We start from the raw sequence: 22,379 nt of genomic DNA on the forward strand, positions 1-22,379 counted from the left end.
ATTCTCAAGCAGCTGCATTTTGATGTCTTCCTATCCGGTAAAGAATCGTCAGAACGATGGCCGCGTTGAACAAGTTGAAGCCGATGCCATTCCACAGGGCGACAGTGTAGCTGCCGTAGATGTCGTACAGCCATCCGGTCAGCCAGCCGCCAAGCGCCATGCCCAGTATCGTCGCAGAAATCACCAACCCAACGCGCCGACCGGCCTCACGAGGTGGCATATATTCCCGCACAATGATTGCATAGCTCGGAACAATTCCGCCCTGGCTGAGTCCGAATGCCAATGAGATGAGATAAAGTGAGGTAAGGCCACCTTCTATCAAATAAAGGCAAAGTCCTGCGGTTTGCAGGACCGAGCCAATGAGAAGTGTGGGCAGTCCGCCAAGTCTGTCGGCCAAAGCGCCGGATACCAGCCGAGAAACAACTCCTCCCATCAACATCAGGCTAAGCATTTCCGCGCCGGCGGCGGCGCCAAACCCACGGTCCACACATAAGGCAATGATGTGTACCTGGGGCATCGACATCGCCACACAGCAACCAATTCCGGCTGCAGCCAACAGAACTGTCAGAGTCTGATGCGAAAGTCCTGTCGTTGCCGCGTGCCTAGCCGCATCTGCGGTTGCAATGTCGGTCGACGATTGATCAATCTGACGCCTGAGAAACAAGGCGCCCGGCAGCAATACCAGAAAGCAAATTATGCCAAGGGCAACGTAAGCTCCGCGCCACCCGAAATCATCCGAAAACCAAATGATCGTTGGCGACCAGAGCGCACCAGACAAATAATTGCCGCTTGCTGTGACAGCCACCGCAATGCCCCGGCGTTTCATGAACCATTGAGAAACATCAGCGATCAGCGGTCCAAAACATGCTGATGATCCAAAGCCTTGGAAAAAGGTCAAGACAGTAAGGGTATATATACTTGATGCGAACGAGGCGCTCACATAGCCAAACGCCAAGGCACAACCTGCCACCACCAGGACCATTGAAATCCCGAAACGGTCAACTGCCCGCCCAAGTGTTAAGTTGCCGAGAGCAAAGCCAATCATTGCCGCAGTGAAGGGCAGGGTGGCTTCTGCTCGTCCAACTTCAAGTTCGGACTCGACCGCGGGAATAATGGCAACAACCGCCCAGATGCCCATGCTTCCAACAATGGAAAGGCACATGCTAACGCCTAAGCGAATCCAGGAGTATTGACTGTCATGTTGGCTTGCCTGCATTGCGCGACGTTAGTCCCGGCGCATCAATGGGTCCATCCACATTAACTCTATCCTATCGAATAAAAAATGCCCCGCCGGAAAGGCGAGGCATTTTCGGGAGCCTTTTGGATTTTGTTAAATGAGTTTACCCATCGCAACCGCAGTATCAGACATCCGATTGGAAAAGCCCCATTCGTTGTCATACCAAGTTAGGATCCGTACCATAGTTCCGTCCATCACCTTAGTCTGGTCCATGTGGAATATGGACGAGTGCGGATTGTGGTTGATGTCGATCGACACCAGCGGCTCATCCGTATAGCCCAAAATGCCCTTTAGAGGACCATCTGCAGCCTCTCGGATGGCGTTGTTAACCTCTTCAACACTTGTTGGCTTGCTGGCTTCGAATGTCAGGTCAACAACCGATACGTTTGGTGTTGGCACACGAATAGCGACGCCGTCGAGCTTGCCGTTTAGTTCGGGCAAGACCAGACCGACAGCTTTGGCGGCGCCGGTGGAGGTTGGGATCATCGACAGTGCGGCGGCTCGTGCGCGATAAAGGTCTTTGTGCATTGTATCGAGCGTGGGTTGATCACCGGTGTAACTGTGGATCGTGGTCATGAACCCTTTGGTGATGCCAATGGTATCGTTCAAAACTTTTGCGACAGGACTTAGACAGTTCGTTGTGCATGACGCATTGGACACAACAATATCGTCAGCAGTCAGATTCTCATCGTTCACGCCGAACACGATAGTCTTGTCGGCGTCAGAACCGGGAGCGGAAATCAGAACCCGGCTTGAACCGTTTTCCAGATGGGCCTGGCATTTTTCCTTCGAAGTGAAGATGCCTGTGCACTCCAGAACGATGTCGACATCGGCCCAAGGCAAGTCGGCCGGGTTGCGAATGGCTGTGACGGCCATCGGTCCCCGACCCACATCGATTGTATCCTCGGTCATTGTGACCGTCGCCGGGAATCGACCGTGAACTGAATCATAGCGCAGCAAATGTGCATTCGTTTCAACCGGTCCTAAATCATTGATTGCAACGACTTCAATATCGGTGCGCCCGGACTCTATTATGGCACGAAGAACATTTCTTCCGATGCGACCGAAACCATTAATTGCGACTTTGACTGCCAAAGGTTTTCTCCTCAAATGGCGTAGAGCACCTATCGCCAGATGGCGATCAGACGGATCAGGTCCAGGAATTTCCGCCCAAGAAATATGTGCCATTCAAGGCCAAGGGCAAAATTCAACGCGAGCACCGCGAGCAGGAACAGACCGATCAAAAGTGCGATCCTGTTTGTCATCGCGGGCGTTATGACAAAGGCAAGCAAAAGGTTCCAGTGGAAAGCGTTGGTTTTGTATGTGTGCGTCAATAAATGACAGCGCTAACATTACTGGTTGTCGGGGTCGATCCAGGTCCACGTGCCCATACGGCCGCGAAACCAGCTTCTTTGGCGTTTTGCGTATTGGCGTGTTTGAATCACAATGCGTTCTTTGGCCAGTTCCAATGAAAGATTGCCTTTAACGTGAGTGATCAGTTCAGATGCCCCTATGGCTTTTGCCGAAGGTTGATCTGGCTGCCACTGTGAAGCGTTCGCTTTTGCTTCTTCAAGCACACCCATACTGAGCATTTTGTCAAATCGGCTTTCAATTCTGTGCAAAAGGTTCTCTCGCGATCCACAAACGACAATCTTATCTGCGTCTTCAGGTCTTAGAACTGGATCAGGCGTTTCTGATTGCCACTCAAAAAGGCTGCGGCCAGTAAAAGCCAAAACTTCCCAAGCTCGTTGAACGCGCATCGGATTATTTCGGTCAATTTGCTGAGCAGTGCGCGAATCGAGTTCAGCAAGAAGTGATCTAAATCCTTCGGTCTTTACCCGTTCATTTGCAGTTTTTCTTATTTCTTCCGGCGTTGGTGGAATATCTGCCAATCCCTCTGTCAGAGCAGCAAAATTGAGCCCCGTACCGCCAACAATGATTGGCAACTTATTTGTCAGCAGTGGCGCGACTTCCCGGAGCCATTGGCCGGTGGAGTAGGGCGTGGTTCCCAAAATATGCCCGTAAAGCTGATGCTGAACTTGTTTCTCGTCCGCAATACTTGGCCTTGCAGTCAAAACTCTCCAATCAGAATAAACTTGAATGGCATCGGCATTGATAATCTGACCATCAAATCGATCGGCAAAATACATGGCCAATGCTGATTTGCCGCTTGCCGTAGGTCCGGCAATCAGGATCGGACGTGTGCCTGAAAGAGTTGAACCTGCACTTTCGATCCATCGCATCCATGTTTTCCGGTCTTGTGCGTTGATACTGCCGCTGTTTTCGGACATTTTCGCGCCGGGCGCAAAGCCCCACCAACAAAATACACATCCGAGGGGAAAGCATGTCCGCCGAAACGTCCCAATCTCAACCTGCTTACGACAGGGTATTGTTGAAGATTTCTGGTGAAGCGCTGATGGGAGATCAAGGATATGGTCTTCATCCACCGACAGTTTCCCGAATCGCCGCCGAAGTTCAGTCGGTGCATGACCTGGGCGTCGAGATTTGCATGGTCATCGGCGGCGGCAACATTTTCCGCGGCCTTCAGGGCAGCGCGCAGGGGATGGAGCGCACAACGGCCGATTACATGGGGATGCTGGCGACCGTAATGAATGCACTCGCCATGCAATCTGCTTTGGAAGAACGCGGAATCCATACTCGTGTTATTTCAGCCATCCGCATGGACGAAGTGGCAGAACCCTACATTCGACGTCGTGCGGTTAGGCATCTCGAGAAGAAAAGGGTCTGCATCTTTGCTGCTGGAACCGGCAATCCGTATTTCACCACAGATACTGCAGCAACCCTGAGAGCATCTGAGATGTCGTGCCAGGCGATTTTCAAAGGCACCAAGGTTGACGGGGTATACGACAAAGACCCGGCAAAATTCGAAGACGCAAAACGGTACGAAAATGTCACCTATGATGAGGTGCTGGCCCAGCATTTGGGTGTCATGGATGCTTCGGCGATTGCGCTCGCCAGAGACAACAGGTTGCCGATCATTGTCTTTTCCCTTGATGAGCCGGGCGGTTTCAAAGGGATATTGGCAGGACAAGGGACTTACACCGAAGTTCACGAAGGATAAATTGCTCCTGCCATTGCTGCACGACCACTGCACCAGCTTGGGCCTGTGTCGGGCTATACAATCAACGCAAAAGGCGGTTATAGAGGCCGAGATACTGTATACACCGCGACAGAACGGATCAGCATGTCGGACGATATCGAAATTGACCTAGATGACCTAGAGCGGCGCATGGACGGGGCCATGGTGGCCTTGCGCCAGGAATTTTTGTCACTTCGCACGGGGCGTGCATTTGCTTCGATGTTAGAGCCAATAAATGTCGACGCTTACGGAGCAATTACGCCAATCAACCAGGTTGGTACCGTAAATGTTCCCGAGCCGCGTATGATTACAGTGAATGTCTGGGATAAACAGCTCACGGGTAAAGTTGAGAAAGCCATTCGCGAAAGCGGGCTTGGAATCAACCCGGTTGTTGACGGAACAATCATTCGCTTACCGATTCCCGAACTTAATGAAGAACGCCGCAAAGAGTTGACCAAAGTTGCCGGTCAATATGCAGAGAACGCCAGGGTTGCTATCAGAAACGTTCGTCGTGACGGCATGGACCAGATCAAGAAGGCCAAATCAGACGGCATGTCGGAAGATGACCAGAAATTCTGGGAAGGCTCAGTGCAGGAACTGACCGATCAGGGTATTGGAAAAATCGATTCCGCGCTGGAAAGTAAGCAAGAAGAAATAATGCAGGTGTAAAACACCGCTGGGTGAGGCAAGAATCGAGGAGACCCTAATATTGGTCAAACACGAAAAACCCTCGCCTGAACATGTGGCGATAATCATGGACGGTAACGGTCGGTGGGCGCAAGCTCGCGGTAAGCCGCGTCTATTTGGACACCATGCTGGAGCAAGACGCGTTCGCGAAATTGTCGAAGCCTGTCCTGAGCTTGGTGTCAAATACCTGACAATATTTGCGTTTTCGACCGAGAATTGGAAACGCACTCAATCCGAAGTTTCGGGTTTGATGAAACTTTTTAAACGATATTTGATGAGCGAAACCAAGCAATTGGTTGAATCTGGGGTTCGAGTTCGATTTATCGGTGATCGCATTCGCTTGGACGAAACGCTTGTTGCATTGATGGATGAACTCGAACTTCTCACTTGCGACAATGATCTTGTTCATCTGACGGTCGCACTGAATTATGGCGGTCGCGATGAAGTTGCACGAGCAACAAAGAGACTGTGCACAGAAGTCGCTGCTGGCAAACTCGATCCTCAGGATGTTGACGCCGAAACCTTGGCCAAACGTTTGGATACATACGTTCTGCCCGATCCAGATTTGGTGATTCGAACCAGTGGTGAGGCACGAATTTCGAATTTCCTTCTTTGGCAGTCCGCGTATTCGGAATATGAATTCGTCGATACACTATGGCCTGATTTCACGCGACAGGAGTTTTCCAAAGTTTTGGCGTGTTATGGTCGCCGCGAAAGACGTTATGGAGCTGTGCCTGGATGAGCCATGCCGGGGGTGGGCAGTGGAATGATTTGAGCCAACGACTGATTTCGGGGGGCATTGCTGCTGGCGTTGGATTGGCCGCAATGTGGATGGGTGGCCATGTATTTCATATACTAGTTTCGATAATTTCCGGCATCATGACTTGGGAAGTCTGCCGTATGATCGGTGCCCAAAAATTTGCAGTCCCACTTGGCGTGCTTAGCGCTGCATCATTGTTATTACTTACGACATTTCCGCCTGCCTATCTGTTGCCACTAGTATTTTTGCCCGCATTGGTTGGAGTAAGCCAACTTGAAAAACACCGCGCGACTTTTGCTCTTTTCTCATCTGCTATTTTGGTGGCCGGTTTCGGGCTGGTACATCTTAGGGATGATTTCGGATTCGAATGGGTTGCTTGGTTGGCGTTGGTCGTCATTGTCAGCGATGTTTTGGGATACTTTGCGGGTCGGTTCATTGGCGGACCAAAATTTTGGCCAAAAGTTAGCCCAAAGAAAACTTGGTCAGGCACGATTGCAGGTTGGGTTGGCGCGGCGTTCGTCGCGGTAATCTATATAATCTTGGGGCAGGCGACTTGGTCCTTGGTCGGCATATCAATCACCGTTGCAATCGCTGGGCAACTTGGCGATGTCGCTGAAAGTGCCTTGAAGCGCCGCATGGGAGTTAAAGACAGCTCGTCCATTTTGCCGGGTCATGGCGGCATGTTCGATAGGTTCGACGCTATGCTCGGAGCGGCTATTTTTCTTTTGTTGATCGAACAAATCATCGATTTCCCCCCTGTGCCACCGGCAGTGTAATGCGCAAAGTCACGATATTCGGCTCAACTGGATCGGTTGGAAGCAACACAATTGACCTGATTGAGAGCGATCCCGACGCTTATGAGGTCGTTGGTTTGTCTGGCGGCACCAACATTCAGTTGCTTGCCAAACAGGCGACCTCAACCAGAGCAGGTATTGCGGTCACGGCGCACGAGGAGCTCTACCGAGATTTGCATCACGCACTGGCTGGCACGGGAATCGAAGTGGCTGCAGGAGCGAGTGGTCTTGCAGAGCTGGCTGAACGGTCAGTTCATTGGACTATGTCTTCCATCGTTGGCGCTGCAGGTTTGATTCCTGGTCTTAAAGCACTGGAGCAGGGAACTACATTGGCCCTGGCCAACAAGGAAAGCCTAGTGACCGCCGGGACTTTGATGATGTCCACTGCTAGAAAGCATGGCGCAACAATTTTACCAGTAGACAGCGAGCATTCCGCCGTTTTTCAGGCACTTCAAGGTGAAGAATTGGAAGCGGTAGAGCGCGTGATCTTAACAGCTTCCGGTGGTGCATTTCGAGACTGGCCTCTGTCCGATCTAGCGAATGCAACTGTTGAGCAGGCATCATCTCACCCCAACTGGTCAATGGGGCGTCGCATCACCATTGATAGCGCAAGTATGTTCAACAAGGCATTAGAACTGATTGAAGCCAAGGAGTTTTTTGGATTTTCGCCCGAGAAAATCGAAACACTTGTTCATCCCGAAAGTCTGGTTCACGCGTTGGTTGGATATAGGGATGGGGCACTGATGGCGCATTTGGGAACTCCGGACATGAGGCATGCAATTGGCTATGCTCTGAACTGGCCCGCGCGCGAGACATTGCCCGTTGAAAGACTTGATCTTTCACAAATAGGTCAGTTGACTTTCAAAGCCCCCGACATGGAAAGATATCCTGCGCTTCGATTGGCGCGATGGGTCATGGATGAAGGTGGTTTGGCTGGCGCAGCATTCAACGCGGCAAAAGAAACCGCGCTCGACGGTTTCATTGATGGCAAAATTCGGTTCACTGATATGGCTTCGGTCGTCGAAGATGTTATCGAAATTATGTCAGGTGAATGTCTCGGTTTAGCCCCGATTACACTTGATACAGTTCAAGATACGGACCAAATGGCACGCATAAGGGCTCTGGAGTCCATGGCAAGAAGGCAAGGTTAGGAATTTCATGGATCTGGCAGGGCTTCTCCCCTCTTTTGGAACGCTGACTTGGACAATCGCCGCCTTTGTGGTTGCGCTTTCAATTATTGTCGCTGTGCATGAATACGGCCATTATATTGTTGGGCGCTGGACTGGCATTAAGGCTGACATTTTTTCGGTTGGGTTTGGCCCTGTTATATATAGCAAAATAGACCGTCACGGAACGCGGTGGCAAATTGCAGCATTACCCTTTGGCGGATTTGTAAAATTTCGCGGTGACGAAAATGCGGCGTCCGCCAAAGATGTTGAAGCAATGTCCGGTCTAAGTGAAGATGAGCTGCGTGCGACGATGCATGGAGCACCATTATGGGCGCGCACATTGACCGTTTTGGCAGGTCCTGTGTTCAACTTTATCTTGTCGTTCATAGTGTTTGCATTACTGCTATTCGCACGTGGCGTAGCAAGTGACCCTATCACAATTGAAACGCTTCGGTCGCTTCCTGTTGAGACTCAAGAGTTGGAGCCTGGCGACGTTCTGTTGGCTATAGATGGAAAAGACTTGCCCAGCTTGGAGGATTTTTCTGAGTTCACCGAAAATTTGGTAGCACAGGAAGTCATAGAATATACTGTTCGTCGAGATGGTACCGAGCGCGTTGTCTTAGGTCCATGGCTGTTTCCGCCAGTGGCCATATCGGTTTCTCCTGGCTCGGCCGCTGAAGGGGCTGGGCTACAAGTAGATGACGTAGTGGTGGCCGTCGATGATGTTGCCATTTTCCAATTCGACCAGTTGCGCGAAATCGTGCGCGCATCGAACGGTAATTCTCTAAAACTGGACGTTTGGAGAGGTGGTGAAGTTCTGAAATTTACGATGACACCTCGGCGCATGGATCTGCCACTACAAGACGGTGGTTTTGAAACGCATTTCATTATCGGAATGGGCGGCGGCATGCTCTTTGATCCCGCAACCGAAAACCCAAGCCTGATTGAAGCCATCAATTATGGCGCTGAGCAAATCGTCTTCATTACGCGTTCTAGTATTTCGGGCCTCTATCATATGATCGCCGGTAAGATATCGACCTGCAATATCTCTGGCCCAATTGGGATTGCTGAGACGTCCGGTCAGGCGGCGGCACAGGGGTGGATATCCTTCATTTGGTTCATGGCAGTTCTTTCGACTGCGGTCGGCATGCTGAATTTGTTTCCCATTCCGGTATTGGACGGGGGCCATTTGGTTTTCTATGCGTGGGAAGCTGTGACAGGGCGCCCACCGAGCGATCAAGCATTGAAGTATCTGATGGCTGGCGGGCTTACAGTTATGCTTGCATTGATGGTGTTTGCTGTAACCAACGATCTTTTCTGCCCCTGATAAGAGCCTCTTTCCGGCCCCTTAGCTGCCCAAATTCAGACATATTGCTCAAATAGTCAGAATATGTCGCAGAGATTAAGGTGCATAAATGCAAGTGCTAGAACGGGGATACAAAGGCTTGGAACTGTTGGTTGAGCTCAACCTCGACCGCATGATTTCACTGCTTGCTCTTGGCGGGGCATTGTTTCTGGCTGCGTATTTAGGCACGCCGCAATAGGCGACACTCACTCCTTACACGCACACACGGGCCGTCCTTTTTAGGGCGGCTTCGTGCTTTTGACACCCCCCTAGAATCCCTTTACTCACAAGCCCATTAAGACTGTTTAGTCGGGCGAGGGAACATGGCTAATAATAGTGTCGCTGGAACTGTTTCTCGGCTTGTGCTGTGCGCCTTTCTGGCTACGTGGGCTGCAGTATCTGTATCTGAGGCCCAAACACGGGTTAATTCCTTATCGGTAATCGGAAATCAGCGTGTTCCTGCTTCGACAATCATTTCGCTCACTGAAATCGACCAAGGGCAAATTGCAAGTGACGACCAGATTAACAACGCGCTGCAACGTATCGTTGCGTCTGGTCTGTTTGAGTCTGTAGAGATCATACCAAGCGGGAATGGACTGCGCGTAGTTGTCGTAGAGCGGCCCACAGTCAATTTAATTGCCATTGAGGGGAATGACCGTCTTTCCGATGAAATTTTGCTTCCATTGCTACAGTCGCAATCGCGGCGTGTTTTTACGCCGGATATTGCTGAAGCAGACGCAGCTATCATTGCCGACGCCTATGCTGCCAGTGCCCGCCTATCTGCGAATGTTACGCCAAAGATCATTCGCCGATCGGACAACAGGGTGGATCTTGTTTTCGAAGTTTCCGAAGGCCGGGTTGTTGAAAACGAGCGTATTAGTTTTGTCGGAAACAGAGCATTTACAGATCGTCGCCTCCGCCGCGCCATTGAAACAAAGCAAGCCGGCTTTCTACGGGCTATTATCCGACGTGACTCGTTTCTTGCTGAGAGGATTGCTTTTGACCGACAGGCGCTGACAGACTTCTACAATTCACGAGGATATGTAGATTTTAGCGTCTTGGACGTTTCGTCAGAATTTTCGCGCGAACGCGATGCAAGTTTCATAACATTCAATGTTCGAGAAGGGCAGCAGTATTCAGTCGGGAAAGTTTCTTTATCCTCTGAGTTCAGCAATGTGGACTCCGACTCTTATTTTGATGAAGTGAACTTGAAATCTGGGGAAACTTGGAATCCCTCAAGGGTCGAGGAACAAATTGATAGACTTGAAAGGATAGCGCTAAGGCAAGGGTTGGATTTTCTTCGAGTCGATCCACAGATCACGCGCAATGCTCGCGACCTAACATTGGATGTCGAGTTTGCTCTTGTTCGCGGTCCGCGCGTGTTCGTTGAGCGCATAGACATTGAAGGAAATACAACGACGTTGGATCGCGTCGTTCGAAGACAGTTTGATACAGTCGAAGGTGATCCTTTCAACCCTCGGGCAATTCGAAACGCTGCTGAGCGCATTCGGGCGCTTGGTTTTTTTGCTAATGTTGATGTGCAATCCCGACAAGGATCCGCTCAGGATCAGGTCGTCGTGGATGTTGATGTTGAAGAACAGCCAACTGGCACACTAACGTTTGGTGGAACGTATTCTCCTGATAGCGGATTTGCCCTTGTCGTTGGCTTCACTGAACGGAACTTTTTAGGACGTGGCCAGTCCGTTGCGGTTAACCTGCAATCTGGATCAGAGGATCGTGACACCACACTATCTTTCACCGAACCCGCATTCTTAGGACGGGACCTTTCGTTCGGCGTTCGACTACGTGACTTCACTACGGACTTCAGCAATGCGACCTATCAAACTCAGTCAACTACACTGAGACCCTCACTGGGATTTCCAGTAAGTGAAAACGGAAGTCTTTCGCTTTTCTATGAGATTGGCAGTGAGGGAATTTCTGATATTTCAGCAGACGCTTCGCCAATATTGGCCCTGGAAAGCGGATCACAGTCCAAAAGCTCAATCGGTTATCAATATACTTTGGACTTATTAAATGGCGGCTTGAACGAAAACCGGGGGGTCCGGCTTAGATTTGGTCAAGAATATGCGGGTGTGGGTGGTGATACCAAGTATTTGCGATCGACCGCGTCAGTAGTAGCGCAACGAGATGTCTTGAATGAAGAAGTTACAGTTCGCGCGATTTTTGAAGGCGGAAATATACAAGCTACCGGTGGCGGTTCTACTCGAGTTACGGATCGGTTCTTTCTCTCGTCTCGGCAACTACGTGGTTTTTCAAGTCGCGGGGTCGGTCCGCGAGATGTAGATGCGACCAGATCTGATGTTTTGGGCGGCAATAACTATGCCGTCGCTCGATTTGAGGCGGATTTTCCCCTGGGATTACCCGAAGAATATGGAATTACAGGTGGGGTATTTTTCGATGTCGGCACGCTGTGGGGCCTTGATAACACGTCGGGTGTCCAAGACCCTGTTGACGACGGTGCTGAACTCAGATCATCCATCGGCTTCAGCCTACTGTGGGATACGCCAATCGGACCACTTCGCATGAATTTCTCGAACCCGATCAAATATAACGCTCTGGACGATCAACGGTCCTTCGATTTCACAATTGCAACGCAGTTTTGATATGCCGCAAAGTCTGCGATTTCTCATTGTTCTTGTCGGATTTTCTATTTTCTCGACGGCTAGTTTAGCTCAGGACTCCGCAATAAACATACCATCGCCAATCCTCACTATCGATCAGGATCGTTTATTTGCCGGAACTCGACTTGGCGATCGCGTGATCGAAGAAATTGAAGACCGCACGGCTTTTTTGGCGCAAGAGAACAAACGCATAGAAGACGATCTTATTGCTCGTGAAAGCGCCCTGACCGAAGAACGGCCGACGATGACGCCAGAGGTCTTCAGGAAAGCCGCGGACGAATTTGACGCCGAAGTTCAGCGTATTCGCACAGAACAAGACGAAAAAGCACGCGCAATATCACTGGCGCGGGAGAACGCGCGAAATAGCTTTATTGAACAAGTTGCGGGCATAATATCGGATATAGTGCGAGAACGAGGCGCCCTTATCGTGTTGGATCGCCGGGACGTATTTCTGTCAGCGGATAGGATCGATATCACAGACCTTGCAATTGATCGGATTAATTCTGCCTTTGACGCAGAAACCGACAATTGATGAGCTTGCCCGTTGGGCAGGCTCTTGATAGCCATAGATGAAACAACGAGCACGGGACCGATTAAATGACTGAACCGCTCGAAAGCGCTGATATTGATCTCATTCAGCGGATTATCCCTCATCGTTATCCGTTTCTGCTTGTAGATAAAGTAATCGATATCGACGGAACCAAATCTGGCGTTGGAATAAAGAACGTCACGATGAACGAACCTCAGTTTCAGGGCCACTTTCCGGACATGCCCGTATTTCCGGGAGTATTGATGGTTGAAGCTATGGCGCAAACAGCAGCAGTTATCGCTGGAGTAGGCTTAAATCTGGCTGACAAGGATTTTGGTGTCTATTTCATGGCCATCGACAATGTAAAATTCCGACGGAAAGTTGGGCCTGGAGATACTTTGAGAATGGCCGTCGAGACTGTGCGAGGCGGTGGAAAAGTCTGGAAGTTTAAAGGGCTGGCAAGTGTTGATGGCGAGCTTGCGTGCGAATGTGCCTTTACCGCAATGATGGACGTTCCCAAGTGAGCATTGATCCTGGTGCTATTGTTCATCCATCGGCGGTCGTAGAAGAGGGCGCTGTAATTGGGCCAGGAACACAAGTTGATGCGTTTTCTATTGTTGGCTCAGACGTGACACTCGGTAAATGCGTTCACATCAAGCCGCACGTAGTGATCACCGGGAACACCTCAGTTGGGGACGAAACCGTCATATTTCCAGGGGCAGTAATCGGAGAGATACCTCAAGACCTGAAGTTCAAGGGCGAGGTGACTAGGTTGACTATTGGTGCCAGAAATCGAATTCGTGAGGGCGTTACGATGAATACCGGCACAGAAGGTGGCGGTGGCGAAACTGTTGTTGGCGATGATTGTTTGTTTATGACTGGCGCGCATGTGGCGCACGATGCTCGCATCGGAAATCGGGTAATTGTTGCAAACCAGGGAGCCATCGCGGGTCACTGTATTATTGATGATGACGTCATAATCGGCGGGCTTTCGGGAATTCATCAATGGGTGCGGATCGGAAGGGGCGCGATCATTGGTGCCGTCACAATGGTGACCAACGATGTGATCCCATTTGGTCTTGTTCAGGGTCCGCGCGGTACCCTCGATGGGCTGAATTTAGTCGGATTAAAACGTCGCGGTGTTTCTCGAACAGACATAACCGCACTTAGGGCTGCATTTCAGATGCTGGCTCAGGGTGACGGTGCTTTTCAGGATCGCACGCGAAGATTGGGTGACGAAACCGACAGCGCTTATGTGCGCGAAATAGTCGAGTTTGTCCTTGCGGCGTCCGATCGCTCATTTCTGACGCCGGAGCGTTGAGGTGCTGGCCATAATTGCAGGCCAAGGCGATTTGCCAAAGCTCATCAAAGACCGCACCAAAGGTCCCTCTCTGGTGGTAGCCTTGCAGGGGTTCGCCCCCAATGACATCGACGTCGATCTGAATTTTCGTTTGGAGAATTTAGGTGCCCTTCTTATCGAATTAAGCCGTGCAGGCGTTAGGGATGTGTGTTTTGCGGGCGCCGTTCGCCGTACCGTAATTGATCCTGCGCAGATCGACGACCTTACGAAACCACTGATACCTAAGCTTACCGAGGCGCTATTGGGTGGCGACGATGGCGCCCTTCGGGCAATCTTTGCGATTTTTGAAGATGCGGGTTTCAACGTGACTGCAGCCCATGAATTGATCCCTGACTTGCTTCCCCCAGTTGGATGTCAGACAAAAAGAAAGCCTGATCAAGATATTGATGACGAGGTTCGTCGCGCGTCGGAAGTTCTCAATATGGTTGGACATGCGGACATTGGTCAATCCTGCGCGGTCCATCGGGGTCAGATGCTGGCGATAGAAGGGGTATTTGGCACCGATTGGATGCTGGAAAGCCTTAAAGTCAGACCCGATTCAGGCGGCGGAATATTTTTCAAAGCCCCAAAGCCCGGACAGGATCGCCGCGGCGATCTACCGGTCATCAGTTCGCAGACTGTCGCAAAGGCCGCAGATGCAGGTCTGGATGGTATTGTGATTGAAGAAGGTGGAGTCATGGTTCTGGACATGTCAAATGCCATCAAAGAAGCTGACAAACGAAACATCTTTCTTTGGGTTAAACGATCTTAAAAACATGGGTTTTGCTACAGATCTAGAAAACCGGATGTTTCTCAAAGGCGTGAGTAAATGAAGGCCTACTTACTTGCAGGCGAGGCATCAGGTGACAAACTAGGTGCGGCTTTAATTGACGGCATGAATTCTCTGGCGAAGGGAATTGAATTTCGCGGCGTTGCGGGTCCGCTAATGCAGAACGCCGGAGTCGACAGTTTATTCCCGATGCAGGAATTGAGTGTCATGGGTATTGCCGAAGTGCTTCCAAAATACCCACAGTTACGACGGCGGTTGGCACAAACTGCTGACGACGTCATCGCATGGCAGCCGGACGTGTTGATTACAATCGACAGCCCGGACTTTTCCCTTCGCCTTGCTAAGATCGTAAAGAATCGAACCAGAATTCCTTGCGTTCACTATGTAGCGCCTTCGGTTTGGGCCTGGCGCCCCGGTCGCGCCAAAAAGATGGCCGCGCACATCGACCATGTTCTCAGTCTTTTGCCATTTGAGCCGCCTTATATGGAGGCTGCAGGTATGACTAGCGACTTTGTTGGTCATCCGGTTGTTACCGAGCCGATTGCGACCGAAGAAGAAATAGATGGGTTTAGGTCAAGGGAAGGGTTAGGAAGTGCACCTATTGCATTGGTCCTGCCGGGATCACGGTCCAGCGAAGTGACACGGCTGATGCCGAAGTTTGGTGCCGCTATTGAGTTTTTGAGTAAGTCAGTTCCGGGCCTTCAGGTCGTCATACCTGCTGTTGGTCATGTCGCCACAACAATCGGTGATTCCGTTAATTCCTGGGCCATAAAGCCGGTTATCATCGATATGGCAAATGATCCCGATGCAATGTCGCGCAAAAAGGGAGCCTTTGGAGCTGCCAACGTCGCACTTGCTGCGTCGGGAACAGTTTCGTTAGAGCTTGCAGCGAGCAAAACACCGATGGTGATCGCCTATGACATGAGTTGGCTGACTTGGCAGGTTATGTCGCGGCTGGCGTTAATTGACACGGTTACTTTGGTAAATCTGGTAAGTGACACCCGCGAAGTGCCGGAGTTCCTCGGTCCGAACTGTGATCCTCGGGCAATTTCAGAAGCGATGTTTTCGCTGTTGAGCGATCCAAAAAAACGTTCAGCTCAGAATTCCGCGATGGAAACGACCATGTCTCGCATTGGTCTAAACGGCGATGCGCCGGGGGTTCGCGCGGCCCGTTCTGTCCTGGAATTTTTGGAACGTCATCAGTCACAAGGATCGAAAACTGGGACCTAACAAAGCTGACATTTCAAACAGTTAGACTGATTTGCCTAGCTTCCGCGCCAAATCCAACCACCGCCTAGTACCCGTGATCCTTCGGTTTCATAGAACACACAGGCCTGACCCGGCGAAACACCTTCTTCCGGAGTAAGCAGTTCAATTTCGGCTTCGGTCTCTGAGATGGGCCGCAGTATTGCGTCCAGCGGAGGACGGGTTGAACGGACCTTCACCGAAATGAACCACGTCTCTTGAGATTTCATAGGGGTATTGCCAAGCCAGTTGATCTCGCGAACTGGTACAATTCGCGTCGAAAGCAAATCTTTTGGACCAACTACGACACGATGGTTCTCGACATCCAGGCGGACCACATAAAGCGGGTTTTCCAGTCCACCAATCCCAAGGCCACGTCGTTGTCCGATGGTGTAGTGAATAACGCCGCTGTGAGTGCCCAAAACGCTGCCCTCGACATCGACGATGTCGCCGGGTTCGGCGGCACCGGGCCGGAGTTTCTCAATAACACCAGCATAATTGCCATCAGGTACAAAGCAGATGTCCTGACTATCAGGTTTGTCTGCCACAACCAATCCATAGTGCGCTGCAAGCTCGCGCGTTTCAGCTTTGGAAACCAGATGCCCGAGTGGGAAACGCAAAAAATCTAATTGCTCATTGGTCGTAGAGAAAAGAAAATAGCTTTGATCGCGCTTAGAGTCCGCAGCCATATGCAGCTCTGCGCCGTTGCTTCCAATTTTTCTTTGAATGTAGTGACCAGTAGCCATGCAATCTGCTTCAAGGTCTTTGGCAGTTTCCAATAGATCCTTGAATTTCACGCGTTCATTACATCGGATGCAGGGCACCGGCGTAGCGCCCGCCAGATAACTGTCAGCGAACTCGTCAATGACTGCATCCCGAAATATATTCTCGTAATCAAGCACGTAATGAGGAAACCCCATGTCTTCCGCAACTCGTCGCGCGTCGTGAATGTCTATCCCTGCGCAGCACGCGCCTTTTTTGGCAAGTGCCGCACCGTGATCGTACAATTGAAGCGTTACACCGACTACATCATATCCCTCGGACGCCAGCATCGCAGCGACCACTGAACTGTCGACACCACCAGACATGGCGACAACAACGCGTGTTTCCGCAGGGGGCTTTGGGAAGCCGAGTGAGTTCAGCAATGAACCGTTATCAAGCGCCATGATTGAACGTCCGAAGAAACATTAAGAAGATCTGACGGAATATAAGAAAATTCAAACCAGTAACAAGAGCCACTTTCACAAGTGATTAAGGCTGGTGGTTCAGATTGACCAGAAGAGCGCAGTGAGGAAGGGCAGCACATGTATCTGAAAAAGGTGGATGGTCCACGTGCGGTTACTTTGCCCGATGGAACGGTGATGACACGCGCCGACTTGCCAGATCAGCATACCAGACGGTGGGTTGCCAGTCGCAAGGCCGCGGTTGTTAAGGCTGTTCTAGGTGGCCTAATTTCACGTGAAGACGCCCTGAAAATGTATAGAATTTCGGATGATGAATTTTGCGAATGGCAATATTTGGTTGAGCGGCATGGAGATGCTGCACTAAAAGCAACATCTTTACAGCGCTATAGACAACCGTAGGTTGTTTTGATAATTGGTGGATTTGGTAACTGGCAATTAACCAATGAACGCCACATTAAGAATCGTGAAGGGGTGACTGCGGAGATGCTAAATGCGCATTCTACTGGTTGAAGACGATCCGACGACGTCGCGTAGCATTGAAATGATGCTGACCCACGCGAACCTAAATGTTTATGCTACCGATCTTGGTGAGGAGGGTGTCGATCTTGCAAAGCTGTATGACTACGACCTGATTCTACTGGACCTTAATTTGCCGGATATGGACGGTCACGAGGTGTTGCGTAAACTTAGATTGTCTCGGGTCGAGACCCCAATTCTAATTCTTACAGGATCGGACGAAACTGAAGATAAAATCAAGGGATTTGGATTCGGGGCCGACGACTATCTAACCCAGCCATTTCATCGCGAGGAACTTGTTGCGCGAATTCATGCAATTATTCGAAGATCTAAGGGCCATGCCCAATCAATAATCAAAACAGGAAAAGTTTCTGTCAATCTTGACGCCAAGACCGTCGAAGCAGAGGACAGGGCCGTGCACCTGACGGGCAAAGAATACCAAATGTTGGAATTGCTTTCGCTGCGTAAAGGAACAACTTTGACTAAAGAAATGTTCCTAAATCACTTGTATGGTGGAATGGACGAACCTGAATTGAAGATCATCGACGTGTTTATCTGTAAACTTCGAAAGAAACTAAGCGAAGCAACGGACGGCGATAATTATATCGAGACAGTGTGGGGTAGGGGATATGTTTTACGCGACCCTCAACCGCTTAGCGCCGATCGCGAACCTTTGGCGGTTACAGCGTAAAGTAGAATTCATTAGAACCACTGGACCTTAGGTCGCCCCGAATTTATCCATGGAAGGTGAATTCGGGGAGGCTACGAATGCCAGATGATATCCCAGTCGGTGAACTTTCGGTTGATCAGGCGGTTTCTGAACTGGCCCGCTTGTCGAAGAAAATTGAGAACGCCAACGCCAAATATTTTCAAGACGACGATCCCGAAATTACAGATGCCGAATTTGACAGGCTAAAAAAGCGGAATTCCGAGATTGAACTTCGGTTTCCTGATCTGAAATCCAAAAACTCTCCAAGCGATGTTGTTGGCTCTGCACCTACTTCGGGATTTCAGAAAATCGCCCATTCTGTCCCAATGCTATCGCTAAGCAACGCGTTTTCAAAAGAAGATGTAGAAGATTTTAACGTATCAATTCGGAAATTCCTGGGCCTGAGTGGCGTAGACACGCTGACATTTACTGCCGAACCGAAGATCGATGGTTTGTCGCTTTCCCTTCGATACGAGAGCGGCAAACTTCAGCACGCGGCCACGCGCGGCGTTGGATCGATCGGCGAGAATGTCACTGCCAATGCCCGATCAATCGAAGACGTTCCCAAATCCATTAGCGGCGCCCCCGACTTACTTGAAGTTCGAGGCGAAGTTTACATGAGTCACGATGACTTCGGCAGACTCAATCAGCGGCAAAAGGAACTGCATGAGAAGGTTTTCGCAAATCCGCGAAATGCCGCGGCCGGTTCTTTGCGACAACTGGATCCGAGCGTCACAGCATCGCGGCCATTGAAGTTCTTTGCCTATGCTTGGGGCAGTATAAGTGCACCACTCGGCAAGACCCAGAAAGAAGCACTCGATTTTTTGAGCCAGTTGGGGTTTTCTACCAACCCGCTCACAAAAATTTGTCAATCCACTGATGACCTCATTCAACACTATTCTCTAATTGAAGAGCAACGAGCATCGCTGAATTATGACATTGATGGCGTAGTGTACAAGGTCAATGATCTTGAATTGCAGTCGAGACTGGGGTTCCGATCGACGACGCCAAGATGGGCAACGGCGCATAAGTTTCCGGCGGAATTGGCTTGGACACGACTGTTGGAAATCGACATTCAGGTTGGGCGCACAGGCGCCCTAAGTCCTGTCGCTCGGCTGCAACCAGTAACAGTTGGTGGCGTTGTGGTCTCGAATGCAACGCTACACAACGAAGACTATATCGAAGGAAAAAACTCAAAAGGCGAGCCAATTAGAGGTGGCAACGATATTAGAATTGGCGATTGGGTTCAGGTCTATCGTGCTGGCGATGTCATTCCCAAGGTGAAGGATATCGACCTCTCGAAACGGCCAGCCGACTCGCAGAAGTATGAGTTTCCACGCATCTGCCCGGAATGCCAATCCGAAGCATTTCGCGAGCCCGGTGACGCAGTCAGGCGTTGCTCGGGTGGATTGATATGCCCGGCACAAGCCGTTGAGAAACTACGGCATTTTGTTTCACGCTCAGCCTTTGACATTGATGGGCTTGGTGCCAAACAGGTCGAGCAGTTTTATGGCGATGGTTGGATTAAAGAGCCGGCTGACATTTTTCAATTGGAAGCAAAGTTCGGAACAGGTGAAAATAGACTTAGCAACAAAGAAGGATGGGGCGAAAAGTCAGCCAACAAGCTTTTTGCTGCTATCCGTGAAAAATCAAATGTCCCGCTGAAAAAGCTGATCTTTGCGCTTGGAATTCGACATGTCGGGGAAAGCGCGGGTGCACTTCTGGCCAATCATTTCGGGTCTTGGTCAAACTTGATATCTTCAGTCGACAAAACAGAAATTGGTGAAGGCGAAGACTGGGAAGCGCTGTTGTCGGTCGATGGCGTTGGGCAAATTATGGCGGCGTCATTTGTCACGGCGTTGCAGCAACCATCCGAACGTGCTTTTATCGATCGCCTTTTGGAACATCTGGATGTTCAAGACGCCGAACAAACCATCGGCTCTGATAGCCCGGTTTCGGGAAAAGTAATTGTTTTCACGGGCACTTTGGAAAAAATGTCTCGGGCTGAAGCAAAATCTCGTGCCGAAGTTTTGGGGGCAAAAGTTTCAAGCTCTGTGTCATCTCGCACTGACCTTGTGGTCGCCGGCCCCGGCGCCGGATCGAAGGCGAAAAAGGCCGTCGAACTGGGCATTGAGACTATCGATGAAGAAGGATGGCTCAGATTGATTGAAGGGTTATGACAGGACGTCCGGAGATATTATTCCGCTTGTTTTCAACGTTGGAGAAATTGCCCGGCGTTGGGCCAAAAACAGCGAAATTGCTTGATAATCTTAGGGTCAGAACCCCAAAAGATTTGTTGCTGACGTTGCCCGTATCGGGAATTGATCGCCGACGCCGCAGAACCGTTGCTGATGCGGTGCTGCCTGAAACTGTTACTGTTTCGGTAAAGGTCGAACGGCATATTCCCGCGCGGCAAAAAGGCAGACCCTATCGCGTAGATGTTTCAGATACGGAAACGTCATTTCAGTTGGTCTTTTTTCACGCCCGTGAAGATTGGCTGCAACGGCAGCTTCCAATAAGCGAAGATCGTGTTGTATCGGGAAGACTGGAAGCCTTTGATAATATTCTACAAATGGTCCACCCGGATCACATTATTCGTCTCGGCGAGGAAAGCGAACTTCCGCTGTTTGAACCTGTGTATCCACTGACTCAAGGTATTTCACAAAAGGTCATGACAAAGGCGGTGCGTGGATCGGTCGAGTTAATTGCAGACTTGGGTGAGTGGATCGAACCGTCAGTCCTGGCAGCCGAGAGCTGGCCAACTTGGTCGCAAGCCATAACCAAAGTCCACGCGCCCGAAGAAACGGCAGACCTATTGCCCACTTCACCGTCACGCAGCCGGCTGGCTTACGACGAATTCTTTGCGCATCAGCTTACGCTGGCATTGGCTCGGAGCAACAGACGGGTCAGAGAAGGCCGCAGTACAACTGGATCGGGGAAACTCCAAAGCATCGTCTATTCCAATATCCCCTACGATCCCACGGCAGCTCAATCCAGAGCGATTTCGGAAATCCAGTCCGACATGGCTGATCGGCATAGGATGAACAGGCTGCTGCAGGGCGATGTTGGTTCAGGCAAGACATTGGTTGCGGCGATCAGTCTTGTAACGGCAGCCGAGGCAGGCGGTCAGGCGATAATGATGGCCCCAACCGAAATACTTGCCCGACAACACCTTGCGACCGTCCGTGAATTAACCCGCTCTACGGAATTGCGCGTCGACATTCTGACGGGACGGGATAAGGGCGCTGAGCGTGTTTCCAAGCTGAAAGCGCTTGCAAACGGACAAATAAACATTCTGCTTGGCACACACGCGCTATTTCAAAAAGATGTTGAGTTTCAGGATCTTAGGTTGGCAATAATCGACGAACAGCATCGCTTTGGTGTCGCGCAGAGAAAGATGTTGGGTGAAAAGGGTGCGCATACTGATATCCTAGTGATGACGGCAACTCCCATTCCGCGGTCACTAAACCTGGCACAATATGGCGATCTGGATGTTTCGGTATTGGATGAAAAGCCTCCGGGTCGTTCACCCGTGAAAACCGCATTGATTTCTGCCGAACGCATAGACGAGGTGGTGGACCACTTGGCGCATGCGCTTGCAGACCAACGTCAAATCTACTGGGTCTGCCCGTTAGTTGATGAAAGTGAAGTTTCTGACTTAGCGGCTGCAGAAAAGCGGTTTGCAGCGCTTCGGGCGCGTTTTGGCGAAGAAACGGTTGGGTTGGTTCACGGCCAATTGCCATCTGGTGAAAAAGACCTTGCGATGAACAGGTTTATAGCGGGCGATTGCAAAATTCTTGTGGCGACGACTGTCATTGAAGTCGGCGTCGACGTCCCGAATGCATCAATCATGGTTATTGAGCACGCAGAAAGTTTTGGGCTTGCCCAGATCCATCAACTTCGTGGAAGGGTCGGGCGCGGAAAAGATCAATCGACATGCTTGCTTATGTATAAGTCTCCGCTTTCGGAAACCGCGCGACGACGATTGGAAGTGTTGAGGGAAACAGAAGACGGATTTCGAATTGCAGAAGAAGACTTGGCAATGAGAGGAGCTGGTGACGTACTGGGAACTGTTCAGTCAGGACTGCCGGAATTTCGGATTGGGGATTTGAAATCGCAGACTTCGCTTATGGCAAAGGCACACAAAGATGCACGACTACTAATATCACGCGACCCTGAACTTACATCCAAACGCGGGAAAGCCGCCCGGGTTCTTCTTTGGCTGTTGGAGCAAGATCGCGCTATTCGAATGATTTCAATTGGTTAGACGGAGTGTGATCATTTTGTTCACATATGTTCTCAAAAAGTTCTTTACATCTCGTGGGGAATTTGA

General features: G+C 50.6%; 20 protein-coding genes. 16 read left to right on the forward strand and 4 right to left on the reverse strand.

Going from position 1 to position 22,379, the window contains the following annotated elements; genetic code table 11:
- Positions 1-4 precede the first annotated feature (4 nt).
- The 3 genes from GKR98_04705 to miaA all read right to left on the reverse strand — a co-directional run bounded on the left by GKR98_04705 (position 5) and on the right by miaA (position 3,480).
- A complete protein-coding gene (locus GKR98_04705; GenBank protein QMU57562.1) occupies positions 5-1,216 on the reverse strand; it encodes an MFS transporter in 1,212 nt (403 codons plus the stop codon).
- A 114-nt stretch (positions 1,217-1,330) separates the two neighbouring features.
- The gene (gene gap / locus GKR98_04710; GenBank protein QMU57563.1) at positions 1,331-2,332 is read right to left on the reverse strand and encodes a type I glyceraldehyde-3-phosphate dehydrogenase; all 1,002 of its coding nucleotides are present in this window, start codon (positions 2,330-2,332) and stop codon (positions 1,331-1,333) included.
- 257 nt (positions 2,333-2,589) lie between these two features.
- Complete coding sequence (miaA, locus tag GKR98_04715; protein ID QMU59967.1) at positions 2,590-3,480, reverse strand: tRNA (adenosine(37)-N6)-dimethylallyltransferase MiaA; 891 nt, start codon at positions 3,478-3,480, stop codon at positions 2,590-2,592.
- 101 nt (positions 3,481-3,581) lie between these two features.
- Here miaA and GKR98_04720 point away from each other — a divergent pair, with 101 nt between their 5' ends.
- The 12 genes from GKR98_04720 to lpxB all read left to right on the forward strand — a co-directional run bounded on the left by GKR98_04720 (position 3,582) and on the right by lpxB (position 15,622).
- Complete coding sequence (locus GKR98_04720; protein QMU57564.1) at positions 3,582-4,319, forward strand: UMP kinase; 738 nt, start codon at positions 3,582-3,584, stop codon at positions 4,317-4,319.
- A gap of 123 nt (positions 4,320-4,442) precedes the next feature.
- Complete coding sequence (locus GKR98_04725; protein ID QMU57565.1) at positions 4,443-5,006, forward strand: ribosome recycling factor; 564 nt, start codon at positions 4,443-4,445, stop codon at positions 5,004-5,006.
- Between the two features lie 85 nt (positions 5,007-5,091).
- The gene (gene uppS / locus GKR98_04730) at positions 5,092-5,766 is read left to right on the forward strand and encodes a di-trans,poly-cis-decaprenylcistransferase (GenBank protein QMU57566.1); all 675 of its coding nucleotides are present in this window, start codon (positions 5,092-5,094) and stop codon (positions 5,764-5,766) included.
- Entirely contained in the window at positions 5,763-6,560 is a 798-nt protein-coding gene (locus GKR98_04735) for a phosphatidate cytidylyltransferase (GenBank protein ID QMU57567.1), read from the forward strand. Before uppS ends, GKR98_04735 begins: the two co-directional genes overlap by 4 nt.
- Positions 6,560-7,729, forward strand: coding sequence for a 1-deoxy-D-xylulose-5-phosphate reductoisomerase (locus GKR98_04740; GenBank protein QMU57568.1), 1,170 nt, complete (start codon positions 6,560-6,562; stop codon positions 7,727-7,729). Before GKR98_04735 ends, GKR98_04740 begins: the two co-directional genes overlap by 1 nt.
- Before the next feature lie 7 nt (positions 7,730-7,736).
- On the forward strand, positions 7,737-9,074 hold the full coding sequence (gene rseP / locus GKR98_04745) for an RIP metalloprotease RseP (protein QMU57569.1): 1,338 nt from the start codon (positions 7,737-7,739) through the stop codon (positions 9,072-9,074).
- A 341-nt stretch (positions 9,075-9,415) separates the two neighbouring features.
- Positions 9,416-11,716 (forward strand): outer membrane protein assembly factor BamA, encoded by a 2,301-nt coding sequence (gene bamA / locus GKR98_04750; protein QMU57570.1) that lies wholly within the window; start codon positions 9,416-9,418, stop codon positions 11,714-11,716.
- 1 nt (position 11,717) lies between these two features.
- On the forward strand, positions 11,718-12,266 hold the full coding sequence (locus GKR98_04755; GenBank protein ID QMU57571.1) for an OmpH family outer membrane protein: 549 nt from the start codon (positions 11,718-11,720) through the stop codon (positions 12,264-12,266).
- A 65-nt stretch (positions 12,267-12,331) separates the two neighbouring features.
- Positions 12,332-12,787: a 3-hydroxyacyl-ACP dehydratase FabZ gene (gene fabZ, locus GKR98_04760; GenBank protein ID QMU57572.1), complete on the forward strand. Its 456-nt coding sequence runs from the start codon at positions 12,332-12,334 to the stop codon at positions 12,785-12,787.
- Positions 12,751-13,584, forward strand: a complete 834-nt coding sequence (gene lpxA, locus GKR98_04765) for an acyl-ACP--UDP-N-acetylglucosamine O-acyltransferase (GenBank protein QMU57573.1) — start codon at positions 12,751-12,753, stop codon at positions 13,582-13,584. The genes fabZ and lpxA overlap by 37 nt, the downstream gene beginning before the upstream one ends.
- Before the next feature lies 1 nt (position 13,585).
- The gene (locus tag GKR98_04770) at positions 13,586-14,374 is read left to right on the forward strand and encodes a DUF1009 domain-containing protein (GenBank protein ID QMU57574.1); all 789 of its coding nucleotides are present in this window, start codon (positions 13,586-13,588) and stop codon (positions 14,372-14,374) included.
- A 57-nt stretch (positions 14,375-14,431) separates the two neighbouring features.
- Positions 14,432-15,622 (forward strand): lipid-A-disaccharide synthase, encoded by a 1,191-nt coding sequence (gene lpxB / locus GKR98_04775; GenBank protein ID QMU57575.1) that lies wholly within the window; start codon positions 14,432-14,434, stop codon positions 15,620-15,622.
- A gap of 35 nt (positions 15,623-15,657) precedes the next feature.
- Here the strand turns inward: lpxB and mnmA are convergent, their stop codons facing one another.
- Positions 15,658-16,803, reverse strand: a complete 1,146-nt coding sequence (gene mnmA / locus GKR98_04780) for a tRNA 2-thiouridine(34) synthase MnmA (GenBank protein ID QMU57576.1) — start codon at positions 16,801-16,803, stop codon at positions 15,658-15,660.
- A gap of 138 nt (positions 16,804-16,941) precedes the next feature.
- Between mnmA and GKR98_04785 the strand changes: the two genes are divergently transcribed.
- From GKR98_04785 to recG, 4 genes are all read left to right on the forward strand, one after another.
- Positions 16,942-17,220, forward strand: coding sequence for a DUF1153 domain-containing protein (locus GKR98_04785; GenBank protein ID QMU57577.1), 279 nt, complete (start codon positions 16,942-16,944; stop codon positions 17,218-17,220).
- 91 nt (positions 17,221-17,311) lie between these two features.
- The gene (locus tag GKR98_04790) at positions 17,312-18,028 is read left to right on the forward strand and encodes a response regulator (GenBank protein QMU57578.1); all 717 of its coding nucleotides are present in this window, start codon (positions 17,312-17,314) and stop codon (positions 18,026-18,028) included.
- A gap of 77 nt (positions 18,029-18,105) precedes the next feature.
- Positions 18,106-20,226 carry an NAD-dependent DNA ligase LigA gene (gene ligA, locus GKR98_04795; protein QMU57579.1) on the forward strand — a complete coding sequence of 707 codons (2,121 nt, stop codon included), beginning with the start codon at positions 18,106-18,108 and terminating at the stop codon, positions 20,224-20,226.
- Positions 20,223-22,313: an ATP-dependent DNA helicase RecG gene (recG, locus tag GKR98_04800; GenBank protein QMU57580.1), complete on the forward strand. Its 2,091-nt coding sequence runs from the start codon at positions 20,223-20,225 to the stop codon at positions 22,311-22,313. The genes ligA and recG overlap by 4 nt, the downstream gene beginning before the upstream one ends.
- Positions 22,314-22,379 lie beyond the last annotated feature (66 nt).

It is taken from the genome of Boseongicola sp. (genome assembly GCA_014075275.1).
Taxonomy (GTDB): domain Bacteria; phylum Pseudomonadota; class Alphaproteobacteria; order Rhodobacterales; family Rhodobacteraceae.